The organism is Serratia microhaemolytica (genome assembly GCF_004011885.1).
Taxonomy (GTDB): Bacteria; Pseudomonadota; Gammaproteobacteria; order Enterobacterales; family Enterobacteriaceae; genus Serratia_G; species Serratia_G microhaemolytica.
The window spans coordinates 18,942-45,898 of sequence record NZ_SBEF01000009.1; the positions used below are offsets into that span (position 1 = coordinate 18,942).

26 protein-coding genes are annotated in these 26,957 nt (G+C 50.9%); 19 read left to right on the top strand and 7 right to left on the bottom strand.

Annotated elements, in window-relative coordinates; all coding sequences use genetic code 11:
- Positions 1 to 225: 225 nt before the first annotated feature.
- The 7 genes from dinF (at position 226) to pcp (ending at position 6,611) form a co-directional block, all read left to right on the top strand.
- Complete coding sequence (gene dinF / locus EOJ37_RS05490) at positions 226 to 1,569, top strand: MATE family efflux transporter DinF (RefSeq protein ID WP_127958809.1); 1,344 nt, start codon at positions 226 to 228, stop codon at positions 1,567 to 1,569.
- Between the two features lie 121 nt (positions 1,570 to 1,690).
- Positions 1,691 to 2,347 carry a 5-oxoprolinase subunit PxpB gene (gene pxpB, locus EOJ37_RS05495; RefSeq protein WP_127958662.1) on the top strand — a complete coding sequence of 219 codons (657 nt, stop codon included), beginning with the start codon at positions 1,691 to 1,693 and terminating at the stop codon, positions 2,345 to 2,347.
- Complete coding sequence (pxpC, locus tag EOJ37_RS05500; protein WP_127958664.1) at positions 2,341 to 3,285, top strand: 5-oxoprolinase subunit PxpC; 945 nt, start codon at positions 2,341 to 2,343, stop codon at positions 3,283 to 3,285. The genes pxpB and pxpC overlap by 7 nt, the downstream gene beginning before the upstream one ends.
- A gap of 18 nt (positions 3,286 to 3,303) precedes the next feature.
- The gene (gene pxpA, locus EOJ37_RS05505; protein WP_127958665.1) at positions 3,304 to 4,041 is read left to right on the top strand and encodes a 5-oxoprolinase subunit PxpA; all 738 of its coding nucleotides are present in this window, start codon (positions 3,304 to 3,306) and stop codon (positions 4,039 to 4,041) included.
- A 181-nt stretch (positions 4,042 to 4,222) separates the two neighbouring features.
- Entirely contained in the window at positions 4,223 to 4,951 is a 729-nt protein-coding gene (locus EOJ37_RS05510; RefSeq protein ID WP_127958666.1) for a DUF969 domain-containing protein, read from the top strand.
- Positions 4,951 to 5,958: a DUF979 domain-containing protein gene (locus EOJ37_RS05515; protein WP_127958812.1), complete on the top strand. Its 1,008-nt coding sequence runs from the start codon at positions 4,951 to 4,953 to the stop codon at positions 5,956 to 5,958. The genes EOJ37_RS05510 and EOJ37_RS05515 overlap by 1 nt, the downstream gene beginning before the upstream one ends.
- A gap of 8 nt (positions 5,959 to 5,966) precedes the next feature.
- Positions 5,967 to 6,611: a pyroglutamyl-peptidase I gene (gene pcp / locus EOJ37_RS05520; protein WP_127958669.1), complete on the top strand. Its 645-nt coding sequence runs from the start codon at positions 5,967 to 5,969 to the stop codon at positions 6,609 to 6,611.
- Between the two features lie 125 nt (positions 6,612 to 6,736).
- On the opposite strand, the gene EOJ37_RS05525 is transcribed toward pcp, so the two are convergent.
- Together EOJ37_RS05525 and EOJ37_RS05530 are read right to left on the bottom strand one after the other, a co-directional pair.
- A complete protein-coding gene (locus tag EOJ37_RS05525; RefSeq protein ID WP_127958671.1) occupies positions 6,737 to 7,732 on the bottom strand; it encodes a glycosyltransferase in 996 nt (331 codons plus the stop codon).
- A 265-nt stretch (positions 7,733 to 7,997) separates the two neighbouring features.
- Complete coding sequence (locus EOJ37_RS05530; protein WP_127958673.1) at positions 7,998 to 9,011, bottom strand: type IV pilus twitching motility protein PilT; 1,014 nt, start codon at positions 9,009 to 9,011, stop codon at positions 7,998 to 8,000.
- Between the two features lie 23 nt (positions 9,012 to 9,034).
- Between EOJ37_RS05530 and EOJ37_RS05535 the strand changes: the two genes are divergently transcribed.
- From EOJ37_RS05535 to hemW, 6 genes are all read left to right on the top strand, one after another.
- Positions 9,035 to 9,742, top strand: coding sequence for a YggS family pyridoxal phosphate-dependent enzyme (locus EOJ37_RS05535; protein WP_127958675.1), 708 nt, complete (start codon positions 9,035 to 9,037; stop codon positions 9,740 to 9,742).
- Positions 9,743 to 9,886: 144 nt separating this feature from the next.
- Positions 9,887 to 10,708: a pyrroline-5-carboxylate reductase gene (gene proC / locus EOJ37_RS05540; RefSeq protein ID WP_127958677.1), complete on the top strand. Its 822-nt coding sequence runs from the start codon at positions 9,887 to 9,889 to the stop codon at positions 10,706 to 10,708.
- Between the two features lie 30 nt (positions 10,709 to 10,738).
- A complete protein-coding gene (locus EOJ37_RS05545; RefSeq protein ID WP_127958679.1) occupies positions 10,739 to 11,293 on the top strand; it encodes a YggT family protein in 555 nt (184 codons plus the stop codon).
- Positions 11,290 to 11,586, top strand: coding sequence for a DUF167 family protein YggU (gene yggU / locus EOJ37_RS05550; protein WP_127958681.1), 297 nt, complete (start codon positions 11,290 to 11,292; stop codon positions 11,584 to 11,586). The genes EOJ37_RS05545 and yggU overlap by 4 nt, the downstream gene beginning before the upstream one ends.
- 71 nt (positions 11,587 to 11,657) lie before the next feature.
- A complete protein-coding gene (gene rdgB / locus EOJ37_RS05555; protein ID WP_127958683.1) occupies positions 11,658 to 12,254 on the top strand; it encodes an RdgB/HAM1 family non-canonical purine NTP pyrophosphatase in 597 nt (198 codons plus the stop codon).
- Positions 12,244 to 13,395 (top strand): radical SAM family heme chaperone HemW, encoded by a 1,152-nt coding sequence (gene hemW, locus EOJ37_RS05560; RefSeq protein WP_127958686.1) that lies wholly within the window; start codon positions 12,244 to 12,246, stop codon positions 13,393 to 13,395. Before rdgB ends, hemW begins: the two co-directional genes overlap by 11 nt.
- Positions 13,396 to 13,411: 16 nt before the next feature.
- Here the strand turns inward: hemW and nudE are convergent, their stop codons facing one another.
- Complete coding sequence (nudE, locus tag EOJ37_RS05565) at positions 13,412 to 13,996, bottom strand: ADP compounds hydrolase NudE (RefSeq protein WP_127958688.1); 585 nt, start codon at positions 13,994 to 13,996, stop codon at positions 13,412 to 13,414.
- A 193-nt stretch (positions 13,997 to 14,189) separates the two neighbouring features.
- On the opposite strand from nudE, the gene hslR reads away from it, so the two are divergent.
- The 3 genes from hslR (at position 14,190) to pckA (ending at position 17,375) form a co-directional block, all read left to right on the top strand.
- Positions 14,190 to 14,597 (top strand): ribosome-associated heat shock protein Hsp15, encoded by a 408-nt coding sequence (hslR, locus tag EOJ37_RS05570; protein ID WP_127958690.1) that lies wholly within the window; start codon positions 14,190 to 14,192, stop codon positions 14,595 to 14,597.
- Between the two features lie 33 nt (positions 14,598 to 14,630).
- On the top strand, positions 14,631 to 15,500 hold the full coding sequence (gene hslO, locus EOJ37_RS05575; RefSeq protein ID WP_127958692.1) for an Hsp33 family molecular chaperone HslO: 870 nt from the start codon (positions 14,631 to 14,633) through the stop codon (positions 15,498 to 15,500).
- Between the two features lie 252 nt (positions 15,501 to 15,752).
- Entirely contained in the window at positions 15,753 to 17,375 is a 1,623-nt protein-coding gene (gene pckA / locus EOJ37_RS05580) for a phosphoenolpyruvate carboxykinase (ATP) (protein ID WP_127958694.1), read from the top strand.
- A gap of 143 nt (positions 17,376 to 17,518) precedes the next feature.
- Here pckA and lptG read toward each other — a convergent pair whose 3' ends face one another.
- Both lptG and lptF read right to left on the bottom strand, forming a co-directional pair.
- Complete coding sequence (lptG, locus tag EOJ37_RS05585; RefSeq protein WP_127958696.1) at positions 17,519 to 18,598, bottom strand: LPS export ABC transporter permease LptG; 1,080 nt, start codon at positions 18,596 to 18,598, stop codon at positions 17,519 to 17,521.
- Positions 18,598 to 19,692 carry an LPS export ABC transporter permease LptF gene (gene lptF / locus EOJ37_RS05590; protein ID WP_127958699.1) on the bottom strand — a complete coding sequence of 365 codons (1,095 nt, stop codon included), beginning with the start codon at positions 19,690 to 19,692 and terminating at the stop codon, positions 18,598 to 18,600. Before lptF ends, lptG begins: the two co-directional genes overlap by 1 nt.
- Before the next feature lie 353 nt (positions 19,693 to 20,045).
- On the opposite strand from lptF, the gene pepA reads away from it, so the two are divergent.
- From pepA to EOJ37_RS05605, 3 genes are read left to right on the top strand one after another with little or no spacing between them, the layout of a single operon-like run.
- Positions 20,046 to 21,557: a leucyl aminopeptidase gene (gene pepA / locus EOJ37_RS05595; RefSeq protein WP_127958701.1), complete on the top strand. Its 1,512-nt coding sequence runs from the start codon at positions 20,046 to 20,048 to the stop codon at positions 21,555 to 21,557.
- 37 nt (positions 21,558 to 21,594) lie between these two features.
- Positions 21,595 to 22,056, top strand: coding sequence for a DNA polymerase III subunit chi (locus EOJ37_RS05600; protein WP_127958703.1), 462 nt, complete (start codon positions 21,595 to 21,597; stop codon positions 22,054 to 22,056).
- Position 22,057: 1 nt separating this feature from the next.
- Complete coding sequence (locus EOJ37_RS05605; RefSeq protein WP_127958705.1) at positions 22,058 to 24,949, top strand: valine--tRNA ligase; 2,892 nt, start codon at positions 22,058 to 22,060, stop codon at positions 24,947 to 24,949.
- 160 nt (positions 24,950 to 25,109) lie between these two features.
- Here the strand turns inward: EOJ37_RS05605 and EOJ37_RS05610 are convergent, their stop codons facing one another.
- On the bottom strand, positions 25,110 to 25,604 hold the full coding sequence (locus EOJ37_RS05610; protein ID WP_127958708.1) for a cold shock domain-containing protein: 495 nt from the start codon (positions 25,602 to 25,604) through the stop codon (positions 25,110 to 25,112).
- Positions 25,605 to 25,694: 90 nt separating this feature from the next.
- On the bottom strand, positions 25,695 to 26,696 hold the full coding sequence (pgl, locus tag EOJ37_RS05615; RefSeq protein WP_127958711.1) for a 6-phosphogluconolactonase: 1,002 nt from the start codon (positions 26,694 to 26,696) through the stop codon (positions 25,695 to 25,697).
- Between the last annotated feature and the right edge of the window lie 261 nt (positions 26,697 to 26,957).

The window sequence follows — 26,957 nt, forward strand, 5'->3', positions numbered from 1 at the left end:
AGAGGCAAGTAACGTAAAAATAATCTGAGCGGACGCAAGTAACCTAATCAGACACAAATAACCTAATCAGACACAAATAACCTGATCAGACACAAACAACGTATTATCTTCAGCAACTGGCTGATATTGACTTCTCTTGACTGACGTATCAGTTGCGTAGCAACCTTCTCTCCATCATTAACCCAACAGCAGCGACAGGAAAACACCACTATGTGCCTGCACCTAATGCGTCTATTGTCCGCATTTACCACGCCTGCAGATAAAGCGCTTTGGCGCCTGGCACTACCAATGATTTTGTCGAACATCAGTGTGCCATTGCTTGGTTTGGTCGATACTGCGGTGATGGGGCATCTGGATAGCCCAGTTTATCTCGCTGGCGTTGCAATAGGCACGATGGTCAGCAGTTTTCTGTTCATGCTGCTGATGTTTTTGCGTATGAGTACGACCGGGCTAGCGGCTCAGGCTGTTGGTGCGCAGCAGAATAGCAAACTGCTACGTGCGCTGGTGCAACCGCTGCTATTGGCATTATTGTTGGGGCTATTACTGCTTTGGCTACGTCAACCGATAATTAATCTGGCGTTAGCGCTTGTTGGTGGTGAACCGTCCGTAGTGTTACAGGCGAAAAACTTTCTGGAAATTCGCCTGCTAAGTGCGCCTGCTACATTGGCCAATTTGGTGTTACTCGGCTGGCTGTTGGGGGCACAGTACTTGCGCGCGCCAGTGATGTTATTGATTATTGGTAACTTACTGAATATTGTCTTGGACATTTGGCTTGTGGTAGGGTTGGATTTGAGTGTACCGGGAGTGGCATGGGCAACTGTGGTAGCGGAGTATGTCACTTTGTTGTTAGGCGCAGGATTTGCTTGGCGAGTGTTGCGTATGCGCGCGATCTCCTGGCGGATGCTCGGTACAGCTTGGCGCGGTGAGCTGGGCCGTCTGTTGGCACTGAATCGCGATATTCTGTTGCGATCACTGTTGTTGCAACTCTGCTTTGTTACGCTGACGGTATTGGGTGCCGGTTTGGGCCATGAAGTGGTTGCGGTCAATGCGCTGTTGATGAATTTATTAACCTTTAGTGCGTATGCACTTGACGGTTTTGCCTATGCGGTAGAAGTTCACTCTGGTCATGCTTATGGAGCACGTGATGAGCAGCAGTTGCATCGCGTCTGGGTTGCCGCTTGTAGACAGGCTTACTTAATTGCGGCTGTGTTAGCGCTGACCTATCTGTTTGCCGGCCAATATATTGTGGCACTACTGACTTCTCTGTCTGAGCTACGAGTTTTAGCGGCCGAGTATCTGCTCTGGCAAGCATTGCTGCCACTACTGGGTGTCGGTTGCTACTTGCTGGATGGTATGTTTATTGGTGCCACGCGTGCGGCTGAGATGCGTAATAGTATGGCGCTGGCAGCGTTCGGTTATGGTCTAACCTTACTGATTGCGTTACCGCTGCTGGGCAATCATGCTTTATGGCTTGCACTCGCGCTATTTTTGGCATTACGCGGTATTAGCTTGGGCTGGATATGGCATCACCATCGCCAATCTGGTACCTGGTTTATCACATCACCATGACATCTGGGCAGAGTCAGCTAGCACTGACTATGGCTCTGTTTTCCTTCCGGGTAGTGAGCGTCAGGATCACAATTATGTACAGCTCTGCGTCGATAATCTGGCAGGGTGAAGGAGATTTAGGATGCAATCAGCACGATATTACTTACTGGGTGAGCGCGCGGTAGTGCTTGAACTCGCTCCCCCGGTGACACTAGCGAGCCAACAGCGGATTTGGGCGTTGGCAAAAAAGTTAAACAGTCACAGTGATGTGCGTGAAGTGATCCCGGGAATGAACAATTTAACCCTGCTACTAGCCACACCACAGGCAAACGCTGAAGCGATGTTAACGCTATTGCGACAGGGGTGGGAGGATGATCAAAGCCTGGTACTTGAATCACGAGACATCGAGATCCCGGTGATTTATGGCGCTGAATATGGCCCTGACCTCGATGAAGTCGCGGCACACACCGGTATGACGGCACGGCAGGTGGTAGAGTGCCACTCGTCGGCGACTTATGTGGTCTATTTTTTAGGCTTTCAACCGGGTTTTACCTATCTGGGGGGAATGCCGGAACAGTTGGCCACGCCGCGCCGCGCGGAGCCTCGTCTCGCGGTTGCCGCCGGTTCGGTTGGCATTGGCGGCACACAGACCGGCATCTATCCGCTGGTTACACCGGGTGGATGGCAACTGATTGGTCGCACTTCACTGGCCCTGTTCAACCCTGATCAGATGCCACCGACACTGCTTCGCCCAGGTGATAATGTGCGCTTTGTTCCACAACAGGAGGGGATATGCTGAAAGTTTTGCGCGCAGGTATCTACACCACGGTACAGGATTTGGGACGTCATGGCTTTCGGCGTTTAGGCGTTAGTCAAAGTGGCGCACTTGATGCTCCTGCGTTGAAGATTGCTAATCTGCTGGTTGGGAATCAAGCCGATGCTGCGGGGCTGGAGATCACACTCGGGCAGTTTAGTGCCAAATTTACAAAGAATTGTTGGATCGCGCTTACCGGCGCGGGCTGTAATGCTCAACTGGATGGTCAACCGGTCTGGACTGGGTGGTGTTATGCGGTCAAAAAGGGCCAGCAATTGACATTAAAAATGCCCAAATATGGTATGCGCAGCTATTTGGCAGTATCGGGTGGCATTGACGTGCCCGAGGTGCTTGGTTCGCGTAGTACTGACCTGAAAGCCGCTTTTGGCGGTTGGCAGGGGCGTCAATTGAAAGAGGGTGATCAGTTGCCACTTGGCGCTGTTCAGGCGCAACCGAAAGCGATGGTTGGAGTACACCAATTACTGTTCAGTAATCGTGTAAGGGTGATCCCTGGGCCTGAATATCAAGAGTTCAGCCCTGAAGCGCAAGAGAATTTCTGGCGCACACCGTGGCAGTTAACGCCGCAGAGTAACCGCATGGGCTACCGCCTCTCATCCAGTTGTGCGTTACAACGAACTGAACAGCGTGAACTGCTGTCACACGGCCTGCTGCCGGGGGTGATCCAGGTGCCGCACAATGGCCAGCCGATCATTCTGATGGCAGATGCACAGACCACTGGCGGTTATCCGCGAATCGCCTGCGTCATCGAAGCTGATCTCTACCACTTGGCACAAGTTCGCTTGGGTGAACTGATCCACTTTGTCCCTTGTAGCGTGGCAGAAGCACAGCGAGCTAAAGCGGCACAAGATCACTTTATCGCCCAGATTGCCTGGGGGGTTCAGTCGGCACGTCTGGGGAATTAGCAGAGAATGGAGAATGGTATGCGTATTGATCTCAATGCCGATCTTGGCGAGGGCAGTGCCAACGATCAGGCACTCTTGCAGTTGGTCAGTTCGGCCAATATTGCCTGCGGTTTTCACGCTGGCGATGCACAAACCATGCGTCAATCGGTGCGCTGGGCACTTCAGTATGGTGTGGCGATTGGCGCTCATCCCAGTTTCCCCGATCGTAAGAATTTTGGCCGCACCCGAATGCAGTTACCACCAGAGGTAGTCTATGCCCAACTGATTTATCAGCTTGGCGCATTGGCGGCGATCGCTCAGGCGGAAGGCGGCAGGATGGTACACGTCAAACCACACGGTATGCTCTATAACCAGGCAGCGGTGGAGCCAGCATTGGCAGAGGCGATCGCCGACGCAGTATTTGCCGTTGATCCGGCACTGCGTTTGGTTGGCCTAGCGGGAAGTGAGCTGATCCGCGCCGGTGAACGGCGTGGTTTACTGACGCGACAAGAGGTGTTTGCCGATCGTGCTTACCAGGCTGATGGCACCTTGGTGCCGCGTGATCAACCATGCGCAGTGATCACTGATGAGCAGCAGGCATTACAACAAACGTTGCAGATGGTCTGTCAGCAGCAGGTTGGCACCATTGATGGTCAATTAATCAAGGTGACCGCGCAAACTGTCTGCGTGCATGGTGATGGTGAACATGCGTTGAGTTACGCGCGTCAATTACGGGAAAATTTTGCCTTGCATAAAATTTGCGTCAGTGCAGAATAAGAATCTTGCACTATTAACAGGGTAATTTCTGCCTGTTTTTAGCGAAAAGTATAGTGATCCCAGGTTTCATTTAATTTATTTCAATAAATATACGATGACATGTAGTCATATCATCTATTGTAATGGTTTTTCACTTGGTGATTATAGGCCATATTTCCGGGGGCTATGAGGAGAAAAAAGTATGGAACAAGCAGTAAATCTTTGGCCATTAATTGGCATCGGTGCCATTGTTGTTGGTTTTATTCTGCGATTTAATCCAGTATTGGTAGTGATTACTGCTGGTATTATTACTGGATTGGCAGCATTTATGCCACTTGGGGATATTTTGGAGAAGTTGGGTGAAGGCTTTTTGAAAACACGCAATTTGCCACTGATCCTGTTATTACCATTAGCAGTGATCGGTCTGTTGGAGCGGCACGGATTAAAGGAGCGTGCGCAGACGTGGATCGCCAAAATTAAGAGTGCTACTGCTGGGCGTTTATTAATTGTCTATCTGTTTGTGCGCGAGATAACCGCTGCAATGGGGTTAACCAGCCTCGGAGGGCATCCGCAAATGGTTCGCCCACTGCTGGCACCAATGGCGGAAGGTGCAGCCGAAAACCGTTATGGCGAATTGCCAGAAGCGCTCCGCTACCGCCTGCGTGCCATGTCTGCGGCGACAGACAATGTTGGGCTGTTTTTTGGTGAAGATATTTTTGTCGCTTTTGGCGCGATTATCTTTATGCACAATTTCATGCTGACATCGGCTGGCATTGAGACTGAACCGTTACATATTGCGTTATGGGGTATCCCGACAGCAATTTTTGCCTTCCTGATCCATGCGGTGCGCCTGCATCGTCTCGACAAGAAACTGGAACTTGAGCTGAGCAGACTCAATCAGGCAGCACAACAGGCAAAAGGGGTTCAATGATGGTTTTTCAACAACACTATCTCTACTGGTTGGCCGGCGTCATTCTGCTGATCATCGCATTGATGTCATGGCGTGATAGCGCCAACCCGCGCCGCTTGACCACCGGCTTATTCTGGTTTCTGTATGGCTTGATTTTTCTGATTGGTGACTGGAGTTACCAGTTAGTGGGCGATGGTGAACAGGCCAAACAACAGGTACACATGGTTGTTGGTGTATTAGTGGTACTGATGGCACTGATTGCCGGTTTTGGTGGCGTGCGTTTGGGGCGCTACCACCAGCGTAGCCAGCAGCAGCGTGAAAGCAGTGCCACCCGCTTGGGTAACCGCTTGTTTGTACCGGCGTTGGCGATCCCGCTGGTCACGGTGATCGGCGTATTGCTGTTTAACAATCTACCCACGTTACAGCAGGCAGTGTTTGGCAGCGGCAACCATGCCACCTTGATCACCCTCTTTTCGATGACAGTCGGCTGCTTGATAGGTTTGGTTATTGCGGTAAAAATGACGCACGAAAAGCCGTTACAACCAGTACAAGAGGCGCGTCGCCTGCTGGACTCTATCGGATGGGCTTTTATCCTGCCGCAAATCTTAGCCACCCTCGGCTTACTGTTTACCAGCGCAGGTGTCGGTAGTGCAATTTCCTATCTGACAGAGCAATACCTGGCAGTGGATAACCGTTTGATTGCCGTTGCAAGCTATGCGATCGGTATGGCGCTGTTAACTATGGTGATGGGTAACGCGTTTGCTGCCTTCCCGATTGTGACAGCAGGGATTGGTATCCCGATCCTGATATTGCAGCATGGGGGTAACCCTGCCGTGATGGCCGCGATCGGCATGTTCTCTGGTTATTGCGGCACCTTAATGACGCCAATGGCCGCCAACTTCAATATCGTACCTGCGGCGTTGCTCGATTTGCCAGATAGAAATGCGGTGATCAAAGCGCAACTACCGACCGGTCTGCTGTTGCTGTTGGTGAATATCTTTCTGCTCTATTTCTTGCTGTTTTTATAGGATAAGTGATGCGCTGTCTGCTAATGACCGGGTTCGAACCTTTTGACGGTGAGTCGATCAATCCCTCTTGGGAGGTGCTGAAGCAACTTGACGGTTGGCAGCTAAACGGCGTTCAGGTGGTTGCACGCCAGTTGCCTTGTGTGTTCGGCGACAGTTTGACGGTGTTAAATGCTGCGATTGACCAACTGCAACCAGTAGCAGTAATCGCGGTCGGTCAGGCTGGTGGTCGAGTCGACATCACCCCAGAACGGGTGGCGATTAATGTTGATGATGCGCGTATTGCTGATAATCGGGGGCAGCAGCCGATCGACCAGCCGATTATTGCCGATGGCCCTGCTGGCTATTTTAGTACTTTGCCGATCAAAGCAATGGTAGCCGCGTTACGTGATGCGGGCATTCCAGCTTCGGTGTCACAGAGTGCGGGTAGTTATGTTTGTAACCGTGTGATGTATGGCTTATTGCACCGTCTACGCCAACAGCCAGAGGTCAAAGCCGGGTTCATTCACATTCCCTATTTACCACAACAGGCCGCGAAGCATCCTGGTGCGCCAAGTGTTAGCGCGCAGACTTTGGTCGCCGGGCTAAAAATAGCAGTTGCTGTGACGTTGCAGTTTGAACAGGATTTGAAATTGGTGGGCGGAGCTACCCATTGAGGCATACCAGCTAGTGGCCTCTCTGATTAGGCTGCTAGCTGGCATCGACTGTGCCAGTGAGGTGGGCAGTGCAATGTCACTGGTCATCGGTAAGCACTGCCGGTTGTCAGTCTGATTAATTCACTTTACTCTCGCTGCAATAACGCCCCGATGACCGTTGCAGTGACACGCAGTGCAAACCAGAAATCTCTTGGGTGCAGGATCTGACTGAACAGCAGCAGTAGCAGCTTTCTACGTACAAACTCACCGGCAATGCGTTTGCGTACCTCAGCGGTTAACGCCCGTTTTCTGAGCAGGCCGTGAAAATGTCGACACTCCCTTGTTGCATGAAGAAAAAGGGCATTTCTTAGTTTTCGATCCTCAGGTTGTGATTGTGCTAATTCAGCCAGTTTGGTGATGATCGCTAGATAGCTTTGCGCACGATAGGCAAGCATGTCTGGTGATGGACTACGGGAGATGGAGTTCTGATTGCCGATGCGATAACCATAACTGGGTGCCTGATAAAAACCAACCCGCTGAGCAGAAAGCGCCAACTGCGTGGTCCAAAGGATATCTTCATGATAGAGATCAGCAATGAACTCGAGCTGTTCTTGATCGACAATCTCCTTGCGTGTGAGTTGAAGCCACACAAAATGGGGCCATTCACGTTGTTTTACAGCGTGGACGATCCACTCTTTTCCGTTGATTATATCCCCCCACAATTGATTGGTTATTAACGGTGTTTTTTCTTCGTTAACAGGATCTGTTTGAAAAGTAAAACCATTACCAATCAGTAAATCTAACTGGTTGTTTTCAGCATAAGTGAACCAGTTGAGTAGAGTGTCGGGTGCTAGCCAGTCATCACTGTCAACAAAAGCCAGCCATTTGCCTGATGCCGCCCGAATACCGTTGTTTCGAGCAACAGAAAGCCCCTGATTTTTTTGCGTTAATATTCTTATGCGAGGTTCTTTTTTTGCCCACTGTTGCAGTAGTGTGGGGCTATCGTCGGTTGAACCATCGTCAACAACAATCAACTCCAGATTGACTGATGTTTGGGTTACGAGGGAGCTGAATAGTGTGTCTAAGTACTTGGCTGAGTTAAAAACTGGGATAATAACACTGATATCGATCTGATCTGGCATAACAACGTCCGTGGGTGATAACAAACATGGATGGCGACACAGGTTCAGCCGGTAGCCAGTCTTTCCTGGATCCTCTTCTGGTAGTACAGGCAAACTCACAGAGCTGTGCTGTGGTCGCCGAAACTATACCGATAACCCGTCGGAGTGAACAGCATCACGACAAAATAGTTTCAATCAGTTGCTAACGTTGGTGGGGATTGCGGCCTACAGTGAGTCTTAGGGCCGCATTCCTTCAGTGGATTATGGCTGGTTCAGGTTTGTGGTATCAGCGACTGTTCTGCTGTTGGCTCACTACTCCCTGAGCGATCCGCTGTGCGATAGCTTGTGCAAATGTCTGCATTCCTGCCTCAGCCCCCGTATGTAGCACACTGGCTAACTGGTGGGTTTTGCCTTCGCGGATCATATTGCTGACCGCTGGAGTTGCCGTCAGGATCTCATAGACGGCAACGCGCCCCCCTTGTGGTTTACACAGCAGTTTTTGCGCGATCACGGCCTGTAGGCTGCTGGCCAGTTGCGCGCGCAGGTAAGGTTTTTCGTCAGCAGGGAAGACGTCGATCAGCCGTTCTACTGCTTGTGGAGCATTGCGCGTATGGAGTGTTGCCAATACCAGATGACCGGTCTCTGCGGCGGTGAGCGCCAAGCGAATGCTGCCGGTATCGCGCAACTCACCCAGCAGGATCACATCAGGGTCTTCACGTAGCGCAGCCCGTAATGCAGCGTCGAAGCAGTGAGTATCTCGCCCCAGTTCGCGCTGCTGGATCAGCGAATATTGACTGTGGTGGATAAATTCGATCGGATCTTCCAACGTAATAATGTGACGCCGCTGCTGCTGATTGATCGCGTTGATCATTGCCGCCAAGGTGGTCGATTTACCGCTACCGGTTGCGCCGCAAACCAGTATCAGCCCATCCTGTTTGGTCAACAGGGTTGGGATAATCGCAGGAACTGCCAGTTCAGTCAGCGTTGGGCAGTGGCTGGTAATGTGGCGCAGTGCAGCAGACAATCCATGCTGCTGTAAAAAGAAGTTGGCGCGCATTCTTACGCCTTCACGGCTGACAATCGCCAGGTCAAGCTGGCCGTTCTGTTGTAACTGTTGCCAGGCAGCGGTAGATAACTGTGCTTGACACCAGGCGACCATCTGTTGCTGAGACAGCACATCTCCCTCTGGCAGTGGACAGAGTTCACCATCAATCCGTAATCTTGCAGTATCACCGGTACACAGGTGTAGATCAGAGGCATTATGCTTTACACTAAGCGCTACGATTTCATCGATATCCATATTAGGCTCCCTGGTTTATGGCTATGAGCACTATCGAACAAAATTTACAACATGTCAGGCAGCAGATTGCCAGTGCTGCACAAGCGTGCGATCGCGCTCCAGCGGCAGTCACACTGCTTGCGGTCAGTAAAACCAAATCTGTGGTACAAATCGCAGAGGCGATTGCAGCGGGGCAGCACTGTTTTGGTGAAAATTATGTGCAGGAGGGCGTGGACAAGATCCACCATTTTGCCCAACAACCAAAAGCAGCAGCAATCGAGTGGCATTTTATTGGCCCATTGCAGTCCAACAAGAGTCGGCTGGTGGCGGAGAACTTTGCCTGGTGCCACACGGTCGATCGTCTGCGTATCGCACAGCGTTTAAGCGATCAGCGCCCGGAGAGCATGCCGCCACTGAATGTGTTGATCCAGGTAAATATCAGTGACGAACAGAGTAAATCAGGCATTTGCTTAGCTGAGTTACCGGCGCTGGCAACAGCGGTGGCAGCGTTGCCGAAGCTTAGATTACGCGGTTTGATGGCGATCCCGGCACCAGAGCACGATTATCAGCGGCAACTGGCCGTATTCCAGCAGATGTATCAGGCCTATCAGGCGTTAAGACAACAGTATCCACAGCTAGATACCCTATCTATGGGGATGAGTGATGATATGTCGGCGGCAATTGCCGCCGGTAGTACCTTGGTGCGTATTGGTACGGCAATTTTTGGTGCTCGAAACTATGTTGGTAGTTGAAAGTATGACAGTTGAAAGTATGACAGTTGAAAGTTTCGCCGTTGAAAGCGACCAAGCGCTGAAACGCGTTTGATTATCGGAGCAGTACAACAACTGAAACTAACCTGAGCCTTGAACCTATCGCGACAATTAACGAGGAACAGAATGCAGCAGCGTAAAATTAGCTTTATTGGTGCCGGTAATATGGCGCGTGCGATCATTGCCGGGTTGGTTGAGTCAGGCTATCGCGCGGAATTGATCACTGTCTGTGCCCCTTCGGCAGAGCGACGTGATGCGTTGGCACGAGATTACGGTGTGTTGACCAGTGCTGATAATATCAGTGCAGCGCAAGCGGCTGATGTGCTGGTATTGGCGGTGAAACCCCAAGTGATGGCAAGTGTGTGCCAGGCTCTGCGTGGAGCAGTCGATTTCTCTGCTAAGCTGGTGTTGTCGATTGCTGCCGGTGTCTCTATTGACCGCTTTTATCAGTTACTTGGTGACGGGCTAAATATTGTGCGTATTATGCCTAATACGCCAGCGTTGATCGGTAAAGGAATGAGTGGACTCTATGCTCCTGAGCAAGTGGATCAGCAGGATCGTGATTATGTTACCGATTTAATGCACGCTGTCGGCAAAGTCTGCTGGCTTGAACAGGAAACAGCGATCAATGCTGTGATTGCGGCGGCAGGCAGTGCGCCGGCTTACTTTTTTCTGTTTATGGCAGCGATGCAACAACAGGCGGAACAGATGGGTTTTAGTAGCCAGACGGCACGCCAACTGGTACAGCAAGCGGCCATCGGCGCTGCGGCACTGGCTGAGGCTAACCCAGAGATCTCACTGGAGACCCTGCGTGAGCAGGTGACTTCCAAGGGTGGAACCACTGCTGAGGCGGTACGGGTTTTTACTGAGCAACAATTGTCGACTACCGTTGCTCAAGCGATGCAGGCGGCAGTCACTCGCGCACAGCAGATGGAAACATTATTTTAGTGCTCACGTTTAAATGGAAGGCTAATTGAGATGCAAACAACGATTTTCTTGGTCAAAACAGCGATTGATATTTATGTGTCGGTGCTGTTATTACGTATTTGGCTGCAATTGGCTCGAGCTGATTTTTACAACCCGTTTTCACAATTTATCGTGAAAATTACCCAGCCGCTGATTGGACCGTTACGCCGTATTATTCCTTCACTGGGTGCTTTGGATACCGCCTCTCTATTACTGGCATTTGTGTTGATGACGGTCAAATATCCGCTGTTACTGCTGATCCAAGGTGGCGGTTTGTCATTTAGCCCGTTTAATCTGCTGTTTGGTTTATTGGCGGTATTGAAAGCGATCGGTTATCTGATCTTCTGGTTGATGATTATTCGTGCACTGATGAGTTGGGTCAGTCAGGGGCGAGGCCCACTCGATTATGTGATGTACCAACTCACCGAGCCGTTAATGGCACCGATTCGTCGTGTGATCCCAGCAATGGGGGGGCTTGACTTCTCTGCCATGATTGTCATTTTTATCCTCTATTTTCTTAACTATCTTGGGGCAGATATGTTTGGTGGACTCTGGTTTTTACTATGAGTGCTCTGACGTTGACTGAGGATGGGCTGGTGATGCGCTGTTATATTCAGCCTAAAGCCAGTCGTGACCAGATTGTCGGCTTACATGGTGATGAGATAAAAATTGCTATTACTGCGCCTCCGGTCGATGGGCAGGCGAACGCTCATCTGATCAAATTTATTGCTAAACAGTTTGCTGTCGCTAAGTCCGATATCCGTCTGGAGAGGGGAGAACTGGGGCGACACAAGCAGCTACATATCCGAAACCCACAACAGTTGCCGGTGTTAATCGCACAACTCTGCCAGATTGAGTGATCAGTTTGGATTGCGTTAACTGCCAGGTAAATTTGGATAATGATAATTCATCATCTTCTGAGGTGTTCAGAATGCAAAAAGTAGTTCTTGCTACCGCTAATGCTGGAAAGGTGGCTGAGTTGGCCGGTCTGCTAGCCGACTTTGGTTTAGATGTGGTAGCTCAAAGTGAGCTCGGTGTGGAAAGCGCCGAGGAAACCGGTTTAACATTTATTGAGAATGCGATTCTGAAAGCACGTCATGCGGCACAGATCACCGGATTACCGGCGATTGCTGATGATTCTGGTTTGGCTGTTGATGCGTTGGGTGGCGCGCCAGGCATCTACTCTGCCCGCTATGCTGGCGAGCAAGCCAGCGATCAACAAAATCTGGATAAATTGCTGTTGAGCTTACGTGAAGTGCCAAAAGGGCAACGAGGAGCACAGTTTCATTCAGTGCTGGTCTATCTGCGCCATGCTGAAGATCCGACGCCACTGGTCTGTCACGGCTGTTGGGCGGGGGAGATTGCCTTCAGTGCCAGCGGTGATGGGGGGTTTGGCTACGATCCCATCTTCTACCTGCCGGAACTGGGCTGTAGCGCGGCACAACTGCCTCGTGAGCAGAAGAGCGTTATTTCGCACCGTGGCCAAGCACTGAAATTGCTGTTGGAAGCGCTGCGTAATGGCGATTAATGCTCTCCAACTGCCACCGCTGAGCCTGTATATCCATATTCCCTGGTGTGTACAGAAATGTCCCTATTGTGATTTCAACTCACACGCCCTAAAGGGGCAGATTGCCGAGCAGGATTATGTCGAGCATCTGCTGGCGGATCTGGAAGCGGATCTGCCGCTGACCAGTGGTCGTAAAATCAGCACGCTGTTTATTGGTGGTGGTACACCAAGCCTGTTCAGTGCTGAAGCGATGGACAGGCTGCTGCAAGGTGTGCGGGCGCGGATTGCGTTCGAAGCGCAGGCTGAAGTCACCATGGAAGCAAACCCGGGTACGGTGGAAGCGCAGCGTTTTGCGGCTTATCAGCACGCCGGTATCAACCGTATCTCAATTGGCGTGCAGAGTTTTAATGCTCAACACCTGTCAGCGCTCGGGCGCATTCATGATGCACAGCAGGCAATAACGGCAGCAGAGTTGGCCAGTTCATTAGCGTTGCGTAGCTTCAATCTTGATCTGATGCACGGCTTACCGGGGCAGTCAGCTGAGCAAGCACTGGATGATTTGCGCCAGGCGATTGCGCTACACCCCCCCCATTTGTCGTGGTATCAACTGACGATTGAGCCGAACACGCTGTTTAGTTCACGACCGCCACAGCTACCGGATGACGAAATTTTGTGGCAGATCTTTCAGCAGGGCGATGCACTGTTAACGGCGGCAGGCTATCAGCAGTACGAAACCTCGGCTTATGCCAAACCCGGTTACCAATGCCAACATAATCTCAATTACTGGCGTTTCGGTGACTATTTAGGCATCGGTTGTGGTGCGCATGGCAAGTTGAGTTTCACCGATGGGCGTATTTTGCGCACCAGTAAAACCAAACATCCACGTGGTTTTATGCAGGGCAACTATCGTGATCAGTACCAGGAGGTTGAGTTGCATGAGCGCGCATTTGAGTTTTTTATTAATCGGTTACGTTTGCTGGAGCCAACGCCTCGTGTTGATTTCAGTCGCTATACCGGCTTGAGTGAAACAACCATCCGTCGCCAGCTCGATGCAGCCCTCGCCCAGGGTTACTTGCAGGAAAGTCAGCACCATTGGCAGATCACTGGCAAGGGCAAACTGTTTCTGAACTCAGTGCTTGAGCTGTTTCTACCCGATGATTAACCTTGCCAACATCGGTCTAGCGAAAGCGGGAGGCTGCGTTGTGCAGTCTGAGTGGATCATGCAGAACGGCGTGAGCCAAAAACAGTGCGCTGATGTTGCGTGCTTCGCGAAAATCGGGTTGCTGTAACAGTGCCATCATGTCAGCGATTGGCCAGCGCACCTGTATTAGTGGTTCAGGTTCATCCCCTTCACCGGTTTGTGGGTAGAGATCACTGGCCAGGACGATGTTCATCTGGCTGGAGAAGTAGGCGGGTGAAATGGTGAGTTTTGTCAGCAGTTCAAACTGCCTGGCCGCAAAGCCGACCTCTTCCATTAGCTCGCGGTTTGCCGCCTCTAGCACCTCTTCGCCTGCATCAATCAGCCCTTTCGGAAAACCAAGCTCATAGCTTTCGGTGGCGACAGCATATTCACGGATCAGCAGTAAATCATCCCCTAACACCGGGACGATCATCACTGATTCGTAACGCGCAGGTCGCAAGCGTTCATAACAGCGCTGTACACCATTGCTAAACTTCAATTCGACCGATTCAATGTTAAATAACCGCGAGCGGGCGATAGTGGTGACATTCAGGATTTCAGGTTTTTTATGGTGTTTATTCATGGCTATCTCAAACAGGTTGACCGCGCTTTGTCGCTGTTGTCGCCGGTTTGCCAACCGCAACCATGTTTGCACCATCTGCAACGCTGATAATTTTGGGTGTATGATGACGGGCAACAGGTTGTCGTGGTATTGGCATGACTACAGCAACAGTTTGCAGCCGTCAGTGTATCCCGCTGTGGAGGTGAAGAGAACCATGAAAGCGAAAACAGTTGTCGATGATGCTGTTCGGCTAGATAAATGGCTATGGGCAGCACGTTTTTACAAAACTCGTGCAGTCGCGCGGGAGATGGTTGAAGCTGGCAAGGTGCATTACAACGGCCAGCGTAGTAAACCTGGTAAGGCGGTTGAAATCGGTGCCGAGATCAGGCTGCGCCAAGGCAGTGATGAACGTACTGTGCAGGTGCTTGCTCTGGCACAGCAACGGCGTACGGCCAGCGAAGCACAGTTGTTGTATCAGGAGAGTGCAGCCAGCATCGCCCAGCGTGAAAAAATGGCGCTGGCGCGTAAAATGAACGCATTGACCATGCCACACCCTGATCGCCGTCCGGATAAGAAAGAGCGGCGCGATTTGATGAAATTTAAACTTGGTGGAACGCAATAACAGAGTTAATGCGCCCCGTGATGAGAGAAAACGATGTCCAACCACGATCAACTACACCGTTATCTATTTGAAAAATTTGCGGTACGCGGTGAGCTAGTCAATCTGAGCCATACCTATCAGCAGATCCTGGCTAACCATAACTATCCCCAACCGGTTCAGGCACTGCTTGGCGAGTTACTGGTTGCTACCAGCCTGTTGACGGCAACACTGAAGTTTGCTGGTAATATTACCGTTCAAATCCAGGGTGATGGCCCATTGAAATTAGCTGTCATCAATGGCAATAACCAGCAGGAGATGCGTGGTGTTGCCCGAGTAGTGGATGAAATTGCTGCGGACAGCACGCTACGCCAGATGGTAGGTAATGGCATCATGGTGATCACCATCACGCCAGAGAAGGGTGAACGCTATCAGGGAATTGTCAGTTTAGAAGGCGAAACATTGGCTGAATCTCTAGAGGGCTATTTTCGTCAATCAGAGCAGTTGCCAACCAGGCTATTTATTCGCACTGGCATCCATGAAGGTAAGCCAGCAGCCAGTGGCATGTTACTTCAGGTATTGCCGGCCGAGCTGCGCCACGACGATGAGTTTGACCACTTGGTGCAATTGACCGCAACCATCAAGAATGAAGAGCTATTTAGCTTACCAGCCAATGACGTGCTCTACCGTCTCTACCATCAGGAAGAGGTGACACTCTATCAACCACAACCGGTGATTTTCCGTTGTAGCTGCTCACGTCAGCGCTGTGGTGAGACATTGATGACACTGCCTGCGGAAGAAGTTCAGACCATGCTGGCGCAAGATGGCCATATCGACATGCATTGTGACTACTGCGGGCAGCACTATCTGTTCGACGCACTTGATATTTCGGCACTCTATGCACATGGCAATCCATCAGCGCATTAGGGCACTGAGTCGCCGTGTTCAAACCGGTGAAAGCAGGCTGTACAGCAACAGGTGTATGGAATCGAAGCCTGCTTTTACTGTCCGACACAATATTTTGATAACAACAGCGGGTGCATTGATCGTTCCGTGTGCTAGCTCTCAGAATGTAATTAAAAAACGGTTAACATGTTAGCCAATTGATACATGTTTGAGTTATTGCAAACTGACTTTCTAGAAATAGTCGACAGAAATTCTTTTTAAAGGAGTGGTTACATGCGCACGACGAGAAATATCACCCCGCAAGACCTGGCTGCTTACGGGATCCATAATGTCAGTGAAGTGGTTCACAATCCCAGCTATGAACTGCTGTTTGCCGAGGAGACAAAACCTTCACTTGAAGGGTTTGAGCGTGGTGTTGTTACTGAACTGGGTGCGATTGCGGTTGATACTGGTGAATTCACCGGCCGTTCGCCGAAAGATAAGTATATCGTGCGCGATGACATCACTCGTGACACCGTATGGTGGGCAGATCAGGGCAAAGGTAAGAATGATAATAAACCGCTGAGTCCGGCAGTTTGGGCAGAGTTAAAACAGTTGGTCACTCGGCAACTTTCCGGTAAGCGTCTGTTTGTGGTTGATACTTTCTGTGGTGCTAATGCCGACACCCGCTTGAAAGTGCGCTTTATCACCGAAGTCGCCTGGCAGGCACACTTTGTGAAGAACATGTTTATTCGTCCGACTGAGCAGGAGTTGCAGGATTTTGTGCCAGATTTTGTGGTCATGAATGGTGCCAAGTGTACCAACCCAAACTGGCAGCAGCAGGGGTTGAACTCAGAGAATGCGGTGGTGTTTAACCTTTCTGAGCGGATGCAACTTATCTGTGGTACCTGGTATGGCGGTGAGATGAAGAAGGGGATGTTCTCAATGATGAACTACCTGCTGCCACTGAAAGGGATCGCTTCGATGCACTGCTCGGCGAATGTTGGTGAGAAAGGCGATGTTGCTGTCTTCTTTGGTTTGTCAGGTACCGGGAAAACAACCCTATCAACGGATCCGAAGCGTCAATTGATAGGTGACGATGAACATGGTTGGGACGACGATGGGGTGTTCAACTTTGAAGGAGGGTGTTACGCCAAGACGATCAAACTCTCTGAAGAAGCGGAGCCGGATATTTACCGTGCAATCAAGCGTGACGCGTTGTTAGAGAACGTGACAGTTCTGAGTGATGGTCGGGTTGACTTTAATGATGGTTCGAAAACGGAAAATACCCGTGTTTCTTATCCGATTTACCACATCGACAACATTGTCAAACCGGTGTCAAAGGCCGGACATGCAACCAAAGTGATTTTCCTCACTGCTGACGCGTTTGGTGTATTGCCACCGGTATCACGTTTAACGCCAGAGCAGACGCAGTACCACTTCTTGTCTGGGTTTACCGCCAAGTTGGCAGGAACCGAGCGTGGCGTGACTGAACCAACACCGACTTTCTCGGCCTGCTTTGGCGCGGCATTCCTGACGCTGCATCCAACACAATATGCTCAGGTATTGGTGAAGCGTATGCAAGCAGCGGGCGCACAGGCTTATCTGGTTAACACTGGTTGGAATGGCAGCGGCAAGCGTATCTCAATCAAGGATACACGCAATATTATCGACGCCATTTTAAGCGGTGAAATCGACCATGCGCCGACACAGACGCTGCCGATCTTCAATCTTGCCATGCCGACGGCACTACCAGGGGTAGACTCGGCAATTCTTGACCCGCGTGCGACTTATGCCAGTGCTGCGCAGTGGGAGGTGAAGGCGAAAGATCTGGCTCAGCGCTTTATTGCTAACTTTGATAAATACACTGATACACCCGCAGGTTTGGCGTTAGTGACTGCTGGGCCAAAGTTGTAAGCGAAAAAATAGTAAGCGAAAACAACTGAATATGCCCCCTCTGTGTGAGGGGGCAATTGCGTGAGGCGGCAATTGTGTGAGACGGCAATTGTGTCAGGGGCGATACCCTTAAATTCAACACGCTTTTAACGCATTGGTTCCAATTACTTTCTGGTGAGTAGCAGGTAGAGGCTAAGCGAAAAGAACAGTAGGCTGGGCAGCAGTGCGCCGAGTATGGCTGGCAGGTTATACACCAGGCTCAACTGGCCGAAAACTTTATCCAGTAAATAGAATACAAAGCCAAAACCAATACCGGTGACAATGCGCGCGCCCATCGGCACGCTGCGTAGTGGGCCAAAGATGAACGATAGTGCCATCAACATCATGACTGCGACAGAGAGTGGCGCGAAGATTTTGCTCCACATATTGAGTTGGTAACGGCTAGGTTCCTGACCGCTGTTAATCAGGTAGTTGACGTAGTTATGTAACCCACGAATCGACAGTGCAGCGGGATCCAGCACCACTACCCCTAATTTCTCTGGCGTAATGCTGGTTTTCCATACGCCAGTTAGGGTCTGTGTGCCGGTTATCTGATCAGGATCACTCAGATCAGCGCTGTCGACTTGCGAAAGTTGCCAGATATCTCGTTCAAAACGCGCATTGGCCGCGTAGCGGATCATCTGTAGCCGTCGGTTATCGTTAAAGTGGTAGATGTGTAAACCACTCAGTTGCTGCTCCTGGTTTTCGCCAGTCACGCGTTCGATAAAGATAAAATCATTGCCATCTCTGATCCATAATGAACCCCGGTTCGAGAGCAATGAACCCCCATACATCTGTTGAGCACGGTAGTTACGCGCCATCTGTTCTGAATGTGGCGTGACCCATTCACCGATTGCCATTGCCAGTAACATCAAGGGGATTGCAGTTTTCATCACTGAGCCGGCAATCTGCAAACGGGTAAAACCTGAAGCTTGCATCACTACCAGCTCGCTGCGCGTCGCTAAACCGCCCAAACCAAGCAGCGCACCTAACAGTGCCGCCATAGGGAAAAAAATCTCTATGTCTCTCGGCATACTGAGCAGTGTGAATAGCCCTGCGCCCAGTGCGGTGTAGTCGCCTTGGCCTACTTTACGCAGTTGTTCAACGAATTTAATGATGCCAGAGAGCGACACCAGCATGAATAGCGTCATCATAATGGTGTTGAAAATGGTACGGCCGATGTAACGGTCTAATACTCCAAACATTATGCAGCTCCTTTTAGCCGTGAACGCAACCTGCGCATTGGCACGGTATCCCATGCATTTAATATTATCGCCAGCAGGAAATAGGCTGCATTGACCAGCCAGAGCCAAAACATCGGGTCGATCTTGCCTTTGCTGCCATTGGAGCGCAGCGAACTCTGTAGCAGAAAGAAAATCAGGTAGAGCAGTACCGCTGGCAGCATACTGAGCACACGGCCCTGGCGCGGATTAACCACACTGAGCGGTACTACCATCAGTGCCATGAGTGCTACCGAGAGCACCAAGGTCAAACGCCAGTGAAATTCCGCCCGAGCATCGGGTTGTGCTGAGCGCGATAACTGACGCATCGACAGTTGATCGGTCTGATTATTGTCGATAGAGACGGGCCGATGACCAATAATGACTTGGTAATCAGCGAAATCGGTAATACGGAAGTCGCGTAGCAGTGCGCTACCCTCAAAGCGTGTGCCTTGCTTCAGGGTCGCCTCTTGTGAACCATCGGCTTTCTGCCGCACGACTCCGCGTTCAGCAACTACGATGGAAGGGCGGAAGTTGCCGCTAGGTCGCAGCTGTGCCAGGAACACATCTTGAAAGCTGTTGCCTTCAACATCGCCAATAAACAGCACAGCAGAGCCATCTGGCGAAGGGTGAAAACGCCCTTCAGCCAAACCAGCCAAGCTGGGATTCGCTCTGGCTTCCGCAATCACTTCATCTTGACTGCCTGCCGCCCAGGGGCTTAACCAGAAAACATTTGCTGCCGCCACTAAAGACGTTAAAACTGCCAGCAGCATAGCGGCTGAGATCAAAGTACGCTTACCTAATCCACAGGCGTGCATGACGGTGATTTCACTTTCGGTGTACAATCGCCCAAGTGTCATCAACAGCCCGAGAAACAGACTGAGTGGCAGGATCAACTGCGCCATCTTCGGTACATTCAAGGCGAGCAGGCTGAAAACTAAATTTGTCGGGAGGCTGCCATCGACGACATCGCTGAGCACCCTGACCAGATTCTGGCAAAAAAAGATCAACAGCAGGATGAACAGGATGGCAACTTGGCTTTTCAGCGTTTCCCGTACTAGATATCGAATAATAATCACACTTGTTACGCCCGTGAAAACTTGTCTTTTTGCAGGAACAACGATAGTTTCGTCACTACTTTTGCCACTTTTTGTCATTACCTGACCACACCGACCGCTAAAGTCAGGGGGAAAACAGCAGGCTGACTAGCGATGACCGCGCCTGTGGGTCACAGAGATCGTAAAAAAAATCATACCCAGATTATGAGGGTGTTGGCGCTGTTTTGCCATCATTTGGGAGTATGGTTTTCAAAACGCAATAGTTTACGCCGTTCGAGCTAACTTTGTTAGCTCCTCTAACAACCGAAGCTGACAGCAGAAGAACTTATTCTAGCTGTCGCATCGATGGCTGTCTTTAAGATTCAGGAGAATGCATGGAGTTCAGTATAAAAAGCGGTAGTCCGGAGAAACAGCGTAGTGCGTGCGTTGTGGTCGGAGTATTTGAACCTCGCCGCCTGTCACCTATCGCGGAGCAACTAGACAAGATCAGTGACGGATATATCAGCGCCTTATTACGCCGAGGTGATCTGGAGGGAAAAATAGGACAGGCGCTGTTGTTACATCATGTGCCAAATGTGCTCTCTGAGCGTATTTTGCTGGTTGGCTGTGGTAAAGAGCGTGATCTTGATGAACGCCAATACAAGCAGGTGATCCAGAAAGCCATCAGTACGCTCAATGAAACCGGCTCGATGGAGGCAGTTTGTTTTCTGACGGAGTTGCATGTCAGGGGCTGCAATACCTACTGGAAAGTACGTTATGCGGTGGAGACCGCAGAAGAGTCACTCTACTCGTTTGATCAGTTGAAAAGTAACCGTGTAGAACTGCGTCGGCCACTGCGTAAAATTGTCCTCAATGTGCCCAGCCGGCGTGACCTAAACCGCAGCGAACGGGCGATCAAACACGGCTTAGCGATTGCGGCGGGTATCAAAGTCGCGAAAGATCTTGGCAATATGCCACCGAATATCTGTAATCCCGCTTATCTGGCTTCCCAAGCGCGTCAGTTAGCAGACAACTTTAGTGGTTACATTACCACACGGGTGATTGGTGAACAGGAGATGCGGGATTTAGGGATGAATGCTTATCTGGCCGTCGGTTCTGGCTCACAAAATGAGTCATTGATGTCGGTGATTGATTATCGGGGCACCGCCAAGCCTTCGGTTAAACCGATTGTCCTGTTGGGTAAAGGGGTCACTTTCGATTCGGGTGGTATTTCGCTTAAACCGGCAGAAAGCATGGACGAGATGAAATTCGACATGTGTGGTGCGGCGGCGGTTTATGGTGTGATGCGTGTGATTGCCGAGCTGAAGTTACCACTGAAAGTGATTGGTGTTCTGGCCGGATGTGAAAATATGCCTGCCGGCGCCGCCTACCGGCCTGGGGATGTGTTGACCACGCTTTCAGGCCAGACTGTTGAGGTATTGAATACCGATGCAGAAGGGCGTCTGGTACTGTGTGATGCGCTGACCTATGTCGAGCGTTTTGAACCAGAACTGGTGATCGATGTGGCCACGCTGACAGGCGCCAGTGTGATTGCACTTGGCCACCACTTGACGGCATTGATGTCAAACCACAATCCGCTCGCACATGAGTTGATGACCGCTTCTGAGCAGACGGGTGATCGTGCCTGGCGTTTGCCACTGCAAGATGAGTACAACGAGCAGCTTGACTCGAACGTTGCCGACATGGCGAATGTGGGGGGGCGTCCTGGCGGAGCCATTACTGCAGCCTGCTTCCTGTCACGTTTTGTGCGCAGATATCACTGGGCACACTTGGATATTGCTGGTACTGCCTGGCGTTCAGGTAAAGCGAAAGGCGCAACTGGCCGCCCAGTGGCTTTGCTGGCACAGTTTCTGTTCAATCGTGCCGGATTCCGTGATGATGAGTAACGGGCTACACTTTTAACCTCAGGGCAGCAGAACTACGATGAAACAGGTGACTTTTTACCTTCTCGAACATGACCAGATGAGTGGTGAACTCAGTGCTCATGAGGCGTTAGCCTGTCAGATTGCCGCAGAGCGCTGGCGAGCGGGGCTGCGGGTATTGATCGCCTGTGACAATCAGCAGCAGGCACTGCGGCTTGATGAGGCGTTATGGCAGCGTGAACCGCCACAGTTTGTGCCGCATAATTTGGTTGGCGAAGGGCCGGGTTTTGGCGCTCCGGTTGAATTATGCTGGCCAGGCAAACGTAATAATGCCCCGCGTGATGTGTTGATTACCTTACAGGGGCAGTTTGCAGATTTTGCTACCGCTTTCCATCAAGTGGTAGACTTTGTGCCTTACCCAGAGAACTTGAAACAGTTGGCGCGCGAACGCTATAAAACTTATCGCAGCGTCGGCTTCCATTTGACTACGGCCATGCCGCCAACTCATAACTCAGCGATATAAAATGGAAAAGACAAACACTCATCCTGCAACAGATCATCTTGATACCGCTTATGACCCCAGCCAGATCGAACAAAAACTTTACGATCACTGGGAGAAACAGGGCTATTTCAAACCGAATGGTGACACCAGTAAAGAAAGCTTCTGCATCATGATACCGCCACCGAATGTGACCGGTAGCCTGCATATGGGCCATGCTTTTCAGCAAACCATCATGGATACCATGACGCGTTACCAGCGTATGCAGGGTAAAAATACCTTGTGGCAAGCCGGTACTGACCATGCCGGGATCGCCACCCAGATGGTGGTGGAGAGAAAAATAGCCGCTGAAGAGGGTAAAACCCGTCATGACTATGGGCGTGACGCCTTCATCGAAAAAATCTGGCAGTGGAAAGCGGAGTCCGGCGGCAGCATTACCCGCCAGATGCGTCGTCTGGGTAACTCAGTGGATTGGGAGCGCGAGCGCTTTACCATGGATGAGGGACTCTCGAATGCGGTAAAAGAGGTGTTTATCCGTCTTTACCAGCAGGATCTGATCTACCGTGGCAAGCGGCTAGTGAATTGGGATCCAAAACTGCGCACTGCGATTTCTGATCTGGAAGTGGAAAACCGTGAATCGAAAGGTTCAATGTGGCATCTGCGCTACCCGCTGGCAGACGGTGCCAGAACAGCAGAAGGCAAGGATTATCTGGTTGTCGCTACCACACGGCCTGAAACGGTATTGGGCGATACCGGTGTGGCGGTAAATCCGCAAGATCCACGTTACCAGGATCTGATTGGCAAACAGATCATCCTGCCGTTAGTAGGGCGTCGGATACCGATTGTGGCTGATGAACACGCCGATATGGAGAAGGGCACCGGCTGTGTGAAAATCACCCCTGCACACGATTTTAACGACTATGAAGTCGGCAAACGTCACGCTCTGCCTATGATCAATGTGCTCACCTTTGATGGTGAAATACGTCAACAGGCAGAAGTATTCGACAGTGCCGGTGAAGTGAGCACTGTCTATAGCAGCGAATTGCCAGCACAATTCTGCGGTCTTGAGCGTTTTGCTGCACGCAAGGCAGTGGTTGCGGCATTTGAACAGCTAGGCTTACTGGATGAGGTAAAACCTCATGATCTCACGGTGCCTTATGGTGACCGTGGTGGAGTGGTGATTGAGCCAATGCTGACCGATCAATGGTATGTGCGTACTGCACCGTTGGCGAAAGTGGCGGTGGAAGCGGTCGAACAGGGGCAGATCCAGTTCGTTCCCAAGCAGTATGAGAACATGTATTTCAGTTGGATGCGTGATATTCAGGATTGGTGTATCTCACGCCAGCTTTGGTGGGGGCACCGTATTCCCGCTTGGTATGATCAGCAGGGCAATGTTTACGTTGGGCGCAGTGAAGAGGAAGTACGGCAAGAGAACCAACTGCCGGCGGATTTGGAACTGAAGCAGGACGATGATGTGCTCGATACCTGGTTCTCTTCCGGGCTATGGACATTCTCTACCCTTGGCTGGCCGGAGCAGACGCAAGCGCTGAAGACATTCCATCCCACCAGCGTGTTGGTCAGTGGTTTTGACATTATTTTCTTCTGGATTGCCCGCATGATCATGCTGACCATGCATTTCATCAAGGATGAAAATGGCAAACCGCAAGTGCCATTCAAAACAGTCTATATGACGGGGTTGATCCGCGATGAAGAGGGGCAGAAGATGTCCAAATCGAAAGGGAATGTCATTGACCCGCTCGATATGGTCGATGGCATCTCACTGGCGGATCTGCTGGAAAAACGCACCGGCAACATGATGCAGCCGCAATTAGCTGAGAAGATCCGCAAGCGTACGGAAAAACAGTTCCCAAATGGTATCGAGCCGCACGGCACGGATGCGTTGCGCTTTACACTTGCTGCACTGGCTTCAACTGGGCGTGATATCAACTGGGATATGAAACGACTGGAAGGCTATCGCAACTTCTGCAACAAATTGTGGAATGCCAGCCGCTTTGTGCTGATGAACACCCAGCAGCACGATTGTGGTTTCCAGGGTGGGGAGCTTCAGCGTTCACTGGCCGATCGCTGGATTTTGGCCGAATTTAACCGCACGGTGAAAAGCTATCGTGAAGCGCTTGATAGCTACCGTTTTGATATTGCAGCTAATATCCTGTATGAATTTACCTGGAACCAGTTCTGCGACTGGTATTTGGAACTGAGCAAACCGCTGCTGAGCAATGGCAACCCGGCACAACAGCGCGGCACTCGCCACACCTTGATCACGGTGTTGGAAGCATTACTGCGCTTGGCACATCCGATCATCCCATTTATCACGGAAACTATCTGGCAACGTGTTAAGCAGATCACAGGCATTACGGCTGACACCATCATGCTACAAGCGTTCCCAACACCACACGATGAGTGGCATGATGCACAGGCATTAAGCGACTTGGAGTGGATCAAACAAGCAATCACTGCGGTGCGTAATATTCGCGCAGAGATGAACATTGCGCCAGGTAAAGCACTGGATGTCTTGTTGCGTAATGCGGATATTGACACTCAGCGCCGTTTGCAAGAGAACCAGAGCTTTGTCGAGAAATTGGCTCGCCTCAGCTCGATCACGCTGTTACCTCATGGTGATAAGGGGCCGCTCTCGGTGACGAAACTGCTGGAGGGGGCTGAGTTGTTGATCCCAATGGCCGGTTTTATCGATAAACAGGCTGAAATTGCCCGTTTGGCGAAAGAGATGGCAAAACTGAGTGCGGAGATTAGCGCGATTGAAGGCAAACTGGCCAATGAGGGGTTTGTCGCTCGTGCGCCGGAAGCGGTAGTGGCGAAAGAGCGTGAGCGGTTGGCAGTGTGCAAACAGGGCCAGATCAAGTTACAAGAGCAGCAGGCAGCGATTGCTGCGTTATAACTGAATGACTGTGTTGTAACGTAACTCTGTATCGTGCGCTATGATAGAACGCCAGTGATACTGGCGTTCTGTCGTCGGTTTGCAAATCTACTCGCCTTGGTGTGATCTGACGGTCAGCACCATTTATCGTGCTGTTCGTCAGGGAACATTGGTTGAAAAACTATTTTTTGATCTGTTGTAGTGGTAGCGATCGCAGCGCCTGTAGTGTCTCAGTAATGTCGATCTCCAGTTCAGAAAAAGTGTAGCTTGCACCGTGAAACGTCTCGATCGACAGCATGTTTACCGTCTCAGTCGCGTTAGGATCGACATTTGGCCTGATACGATTCATCAGTAACCCCACCGAAAGAACGGTATTTTCTTTATCTACCGCCATCTTAGCTGGCACCTGACGGGTGAACTGTTGATAACTTTTGATCGCACTGATCTTAATCTTTTCGTTAGCAATGGTAATGTATTTGCTGGCGGGTAGCACTTTTACTGTATGAGCCGATAGCCCCTTATCATTACTGCTTGGCGAAAAGGTTACCAAGGCATCCTTTTTGATCAACTCAGGATTTTGCACCTTCACCACATGAAAATAGCGATTATCACCGTGTTCATCAGTGATAAAGCCAAAGCCTTTCTCAGGAAAAAATTGTGTGATCTTACCGTTCATAGCCATACTCGCAGGATCGTTGCAAACGGCGCTAATGATAGCGATCAATCTGGATTAGCGCTACTGGCATAGTGGCTCAGCAAAGTTGTTCTAACTGTCAGCTAACAGTAGCAAGCAGACCCACATTGGCCCGCTGCCGACAGGATAGCGGGCCAGATGAGTTAGCAAACCGCTGTTGGTATCGATGCGATCAACAGCAATATGCCCAGATTTTTGCCCAGCCGAGATGACAAAACGACCGCTATGATCAAGATTAAAACCGCGAGGTTGTTGCTCAGTCGGGTGATGGCCGAGCAGGGTTAGCTGGCCACTCTGTGAGCAGAGACTAAAGATTGCTAGTAGGCTGGTGGTGCGATCACTCGTGTAGAGGAATCGGCCATCGGGGGTGAGATGAATATCGGCTGCCCAGCAGGTACCGCTGAAATCGGCAGGCATCATGTTCACGCTCTGCTGGTGCTGATAATGACCCTGATCATCACGGCAAAAGAGATCTACCGTACCATTTAACTCATTCACACAATAAGCAAAACGTTGGTTTGGATGAAACACCATATGGCGTGGTCCAGCACCGGCTGCGACTTGCAATGCTGCAGGTTGATGGGGGATTAGTTGCCCATCGGCGCTAAAATCAAACAGCCGAATCGCATCTTCTTTCAGACAAGGTACCCACAGGCGCTGGGTGGCGGCATCAAAATTGGCAGAGTGAGGAGCATTTAACTGATCAATTTTCAGTATCGGTTCAGCAACCACAGCACCGTCGGCGATCGGGCTAACACTGAGACAGTTACCACTGTAAGAAACGGCAAACAGGTAATCGCCAGCCAAATCGGTACTGATATGGGTCGGCCCTGCAGGCAGTGAGGCCACACCTGCTTGCTGCAAACAACCATCAGCTTGGATCTGATAGCTGACAATCGCCGCACTGGGGCGAACGCCAACATATAGAGTGTGGCGTTCAGGATGAAGCACCATCGGTTGCACCTGTCCCGGTGTTGGTACGGTCTGCAACCAGGTCAGTGTGCCTGAGTCGGCTAACTGCCAAACATCGATTTGCTGGCTTTCCGGGCTAGCGACGTAGACGATCTGCTTCATTTGTTCACCTTGAAATCTGCTGAATTGACTTAGCACTGATCTGACAGGTGTTGCTAAAAAAAGTCAATCCACAAAAGCAAACGGGGGGCACTGTTCAGCACAGTGCCCCCAATTCTTTTCGCAGCAATCCCGCTACAAGATACTCCCTACCTACTCCACTAACACTCCCCTTGGCCATCCTAGCCAAACAATCCTTGTCTTATCCGATAACATCAAAACGATGCTTTCCTTGGCCTCCTGACCTGCCGACCTTCCCATGCC

Bases quoted from the DNA above. Each gene is read 5' to 3' on its own strand.
- EOJ37_RS05535 (WP_127958675.1), top strand. From the start codon at position 9,035: ATGAGCACTATCGAACAAAATTTACAACATGTCAGGCAGCAGATTGCC.
- pckA (WP_127958694.1), top strand. From the start codon at position 15,753: ATGCGCACGACGAGAAATATCACCCCGCAAGACCTGGCTGCTTACGGG.
- EOJ37_RS05515 (WP_127958812.1), top strand. From the start codon at position 4,951: ATGGTTTTTCAACAACACTATCTCTACTGGTTGGCCGGCGTCATTCTG.
- hemW (WP_127958686.1), top strand. From the start codon at position 12,244: ATGGCGATTAATGCTCTCCAACTGCCACCGCTGAGCCTGTATATCCAT.
- hslO (WP_127958692.1), top strand. From the start codon at position 14,631: ATGTCCAACCACGATCAACTACACCGTTATCTATTTGAAAAATTTGCG.
- EOJ37_RS05530 (WP_127958673.1), bottom strand. From the start codon at position 9,011: ATGGATATCGATGAAATCGTAGCGCTTAGTGTAAAGCATAATGCCTCT.
- EOJ37_RS05600 (WP_127958703.1), top strand. From the start codon at position 21,595: ATGAAACAGGTGACTTTTTACCTTCTCGAACATGACCAGATGAGTGGT.
- pgl (WP_127958711.1), bottom strand. From the start codon at position 26,696: ATGAAGCAGATCGTCTACGTCGCTAGCCCGGAAAGCCAGCAAATCGAT.
- pxpB (WP_127958662.1), top strand. From the start codon at position 1,691: ATGCAATCAGCACGATATTACTTACTGGGTGAGCGCGCGGTAGTGCTT.
- EOJ37_RS05605 (WP_127958705.1), top strand. From the start codon at position 22,058: ATGGAAAAGACAAACACTCATCCTGCAACAGATCATCTTGATACCGCT.
- rdgB (WP_127958683.1), top strand. From the start codon at position 11,658: ATGCAAAAAGTAGTTCTTGCTACCGCTAATGCTGGAAAGGTGGCTGAG.
- EOJ37_RS05610 (WP_127958708.1), bottom strand. From the start codon at position 25,604: ATGAACGGTAAGATCACACAATTTTTTCCTGAGAAAGGCTTTGGCTTT.
- dinF (WP_127958809.1), top strand. From the start codon at position 226: ATGCGTCTATTGTCCGCATTTACCACGCCTGCAGATAAAGCGCTTTGG.
- pepA (WP_127958701.1), top strand. From the start codon at position 20,046: ATGGAGTTCAGTATAAAAAGCGGTAGTCCGGAGAAACAGCGTAGTGCG.
- pxpC (WP_127958664.1), top strand. From the start codon at position 2,341: ATGCTGAAAGTTTTGCGCGCAGGTATCTACACCACGGTACAGGATTTG.
- EOJ37_RS05545 (WP_127958679.1), top strand. From the start codon at position 10,739: ATGCAAACAACGATTTTCTTGGTCAAAACAGCGATTGATATTTATGTG.
- EOJ37_RS05525 (WP_127958671.1), bottom strand. From the start codon at position 7,732: ATGCCAGATCAGATCGATATCAGTGTTATTATCCCAGTTTTTAACTCA.
- EOJ37_RS05510 (WP_127958666.1), top strand. From the start codon at position 4,223: ATGGAACAAGCAGTAAATCTTTGGCCATTAATTGGCATCGGTGCCATT.
- yggU (WP_127958681.1), top strand. From the start codon at position 11,290: ATGAGTGCTCTGACGTTGACTGAGGATGGGCTGGTGATGCGCTGTTAT.
- hslR (WP_127958690.1), top strand. From the start codon at position 14,190: ATGAAAGCGAAAACAGTTGTCGATGATGCTGTTCGGCTAGATAAATGG.
- pxpA (WP_127958665.1), top strand. From the start codon at position 3,304: ATGCGTATTGATCTCAATGCCGATCTTGGCGAGGGCAGTGCCAACGAT.
- proC (WP_127958677.1), top strand. From the start codon at position 9,887: ATGCAGCAGCGTAAAATTAGCTTTATTGGTGCCGGTAATATGGCGCGT.
- nudE (WP_127958688.1), bottom strand. From the start codon at position 13,996: ATGAATAAACACCATAAAAAACCTGAAATCCTGAATGTCACCACTATC.
- pcp (WP_127958669.1), top strand. From the start codon at position 5,967: ATGCGCTGTCTGCTAATGACCGGGTTCGAACCTTTTGACGGTGAGTCG.
- lptG (WP_127958696.1), bottom strand. From the start codon at position 18,598: ATGTTTGGAGTATTAGACCGTTACATCGGCCGTACCATTTTCAACACC.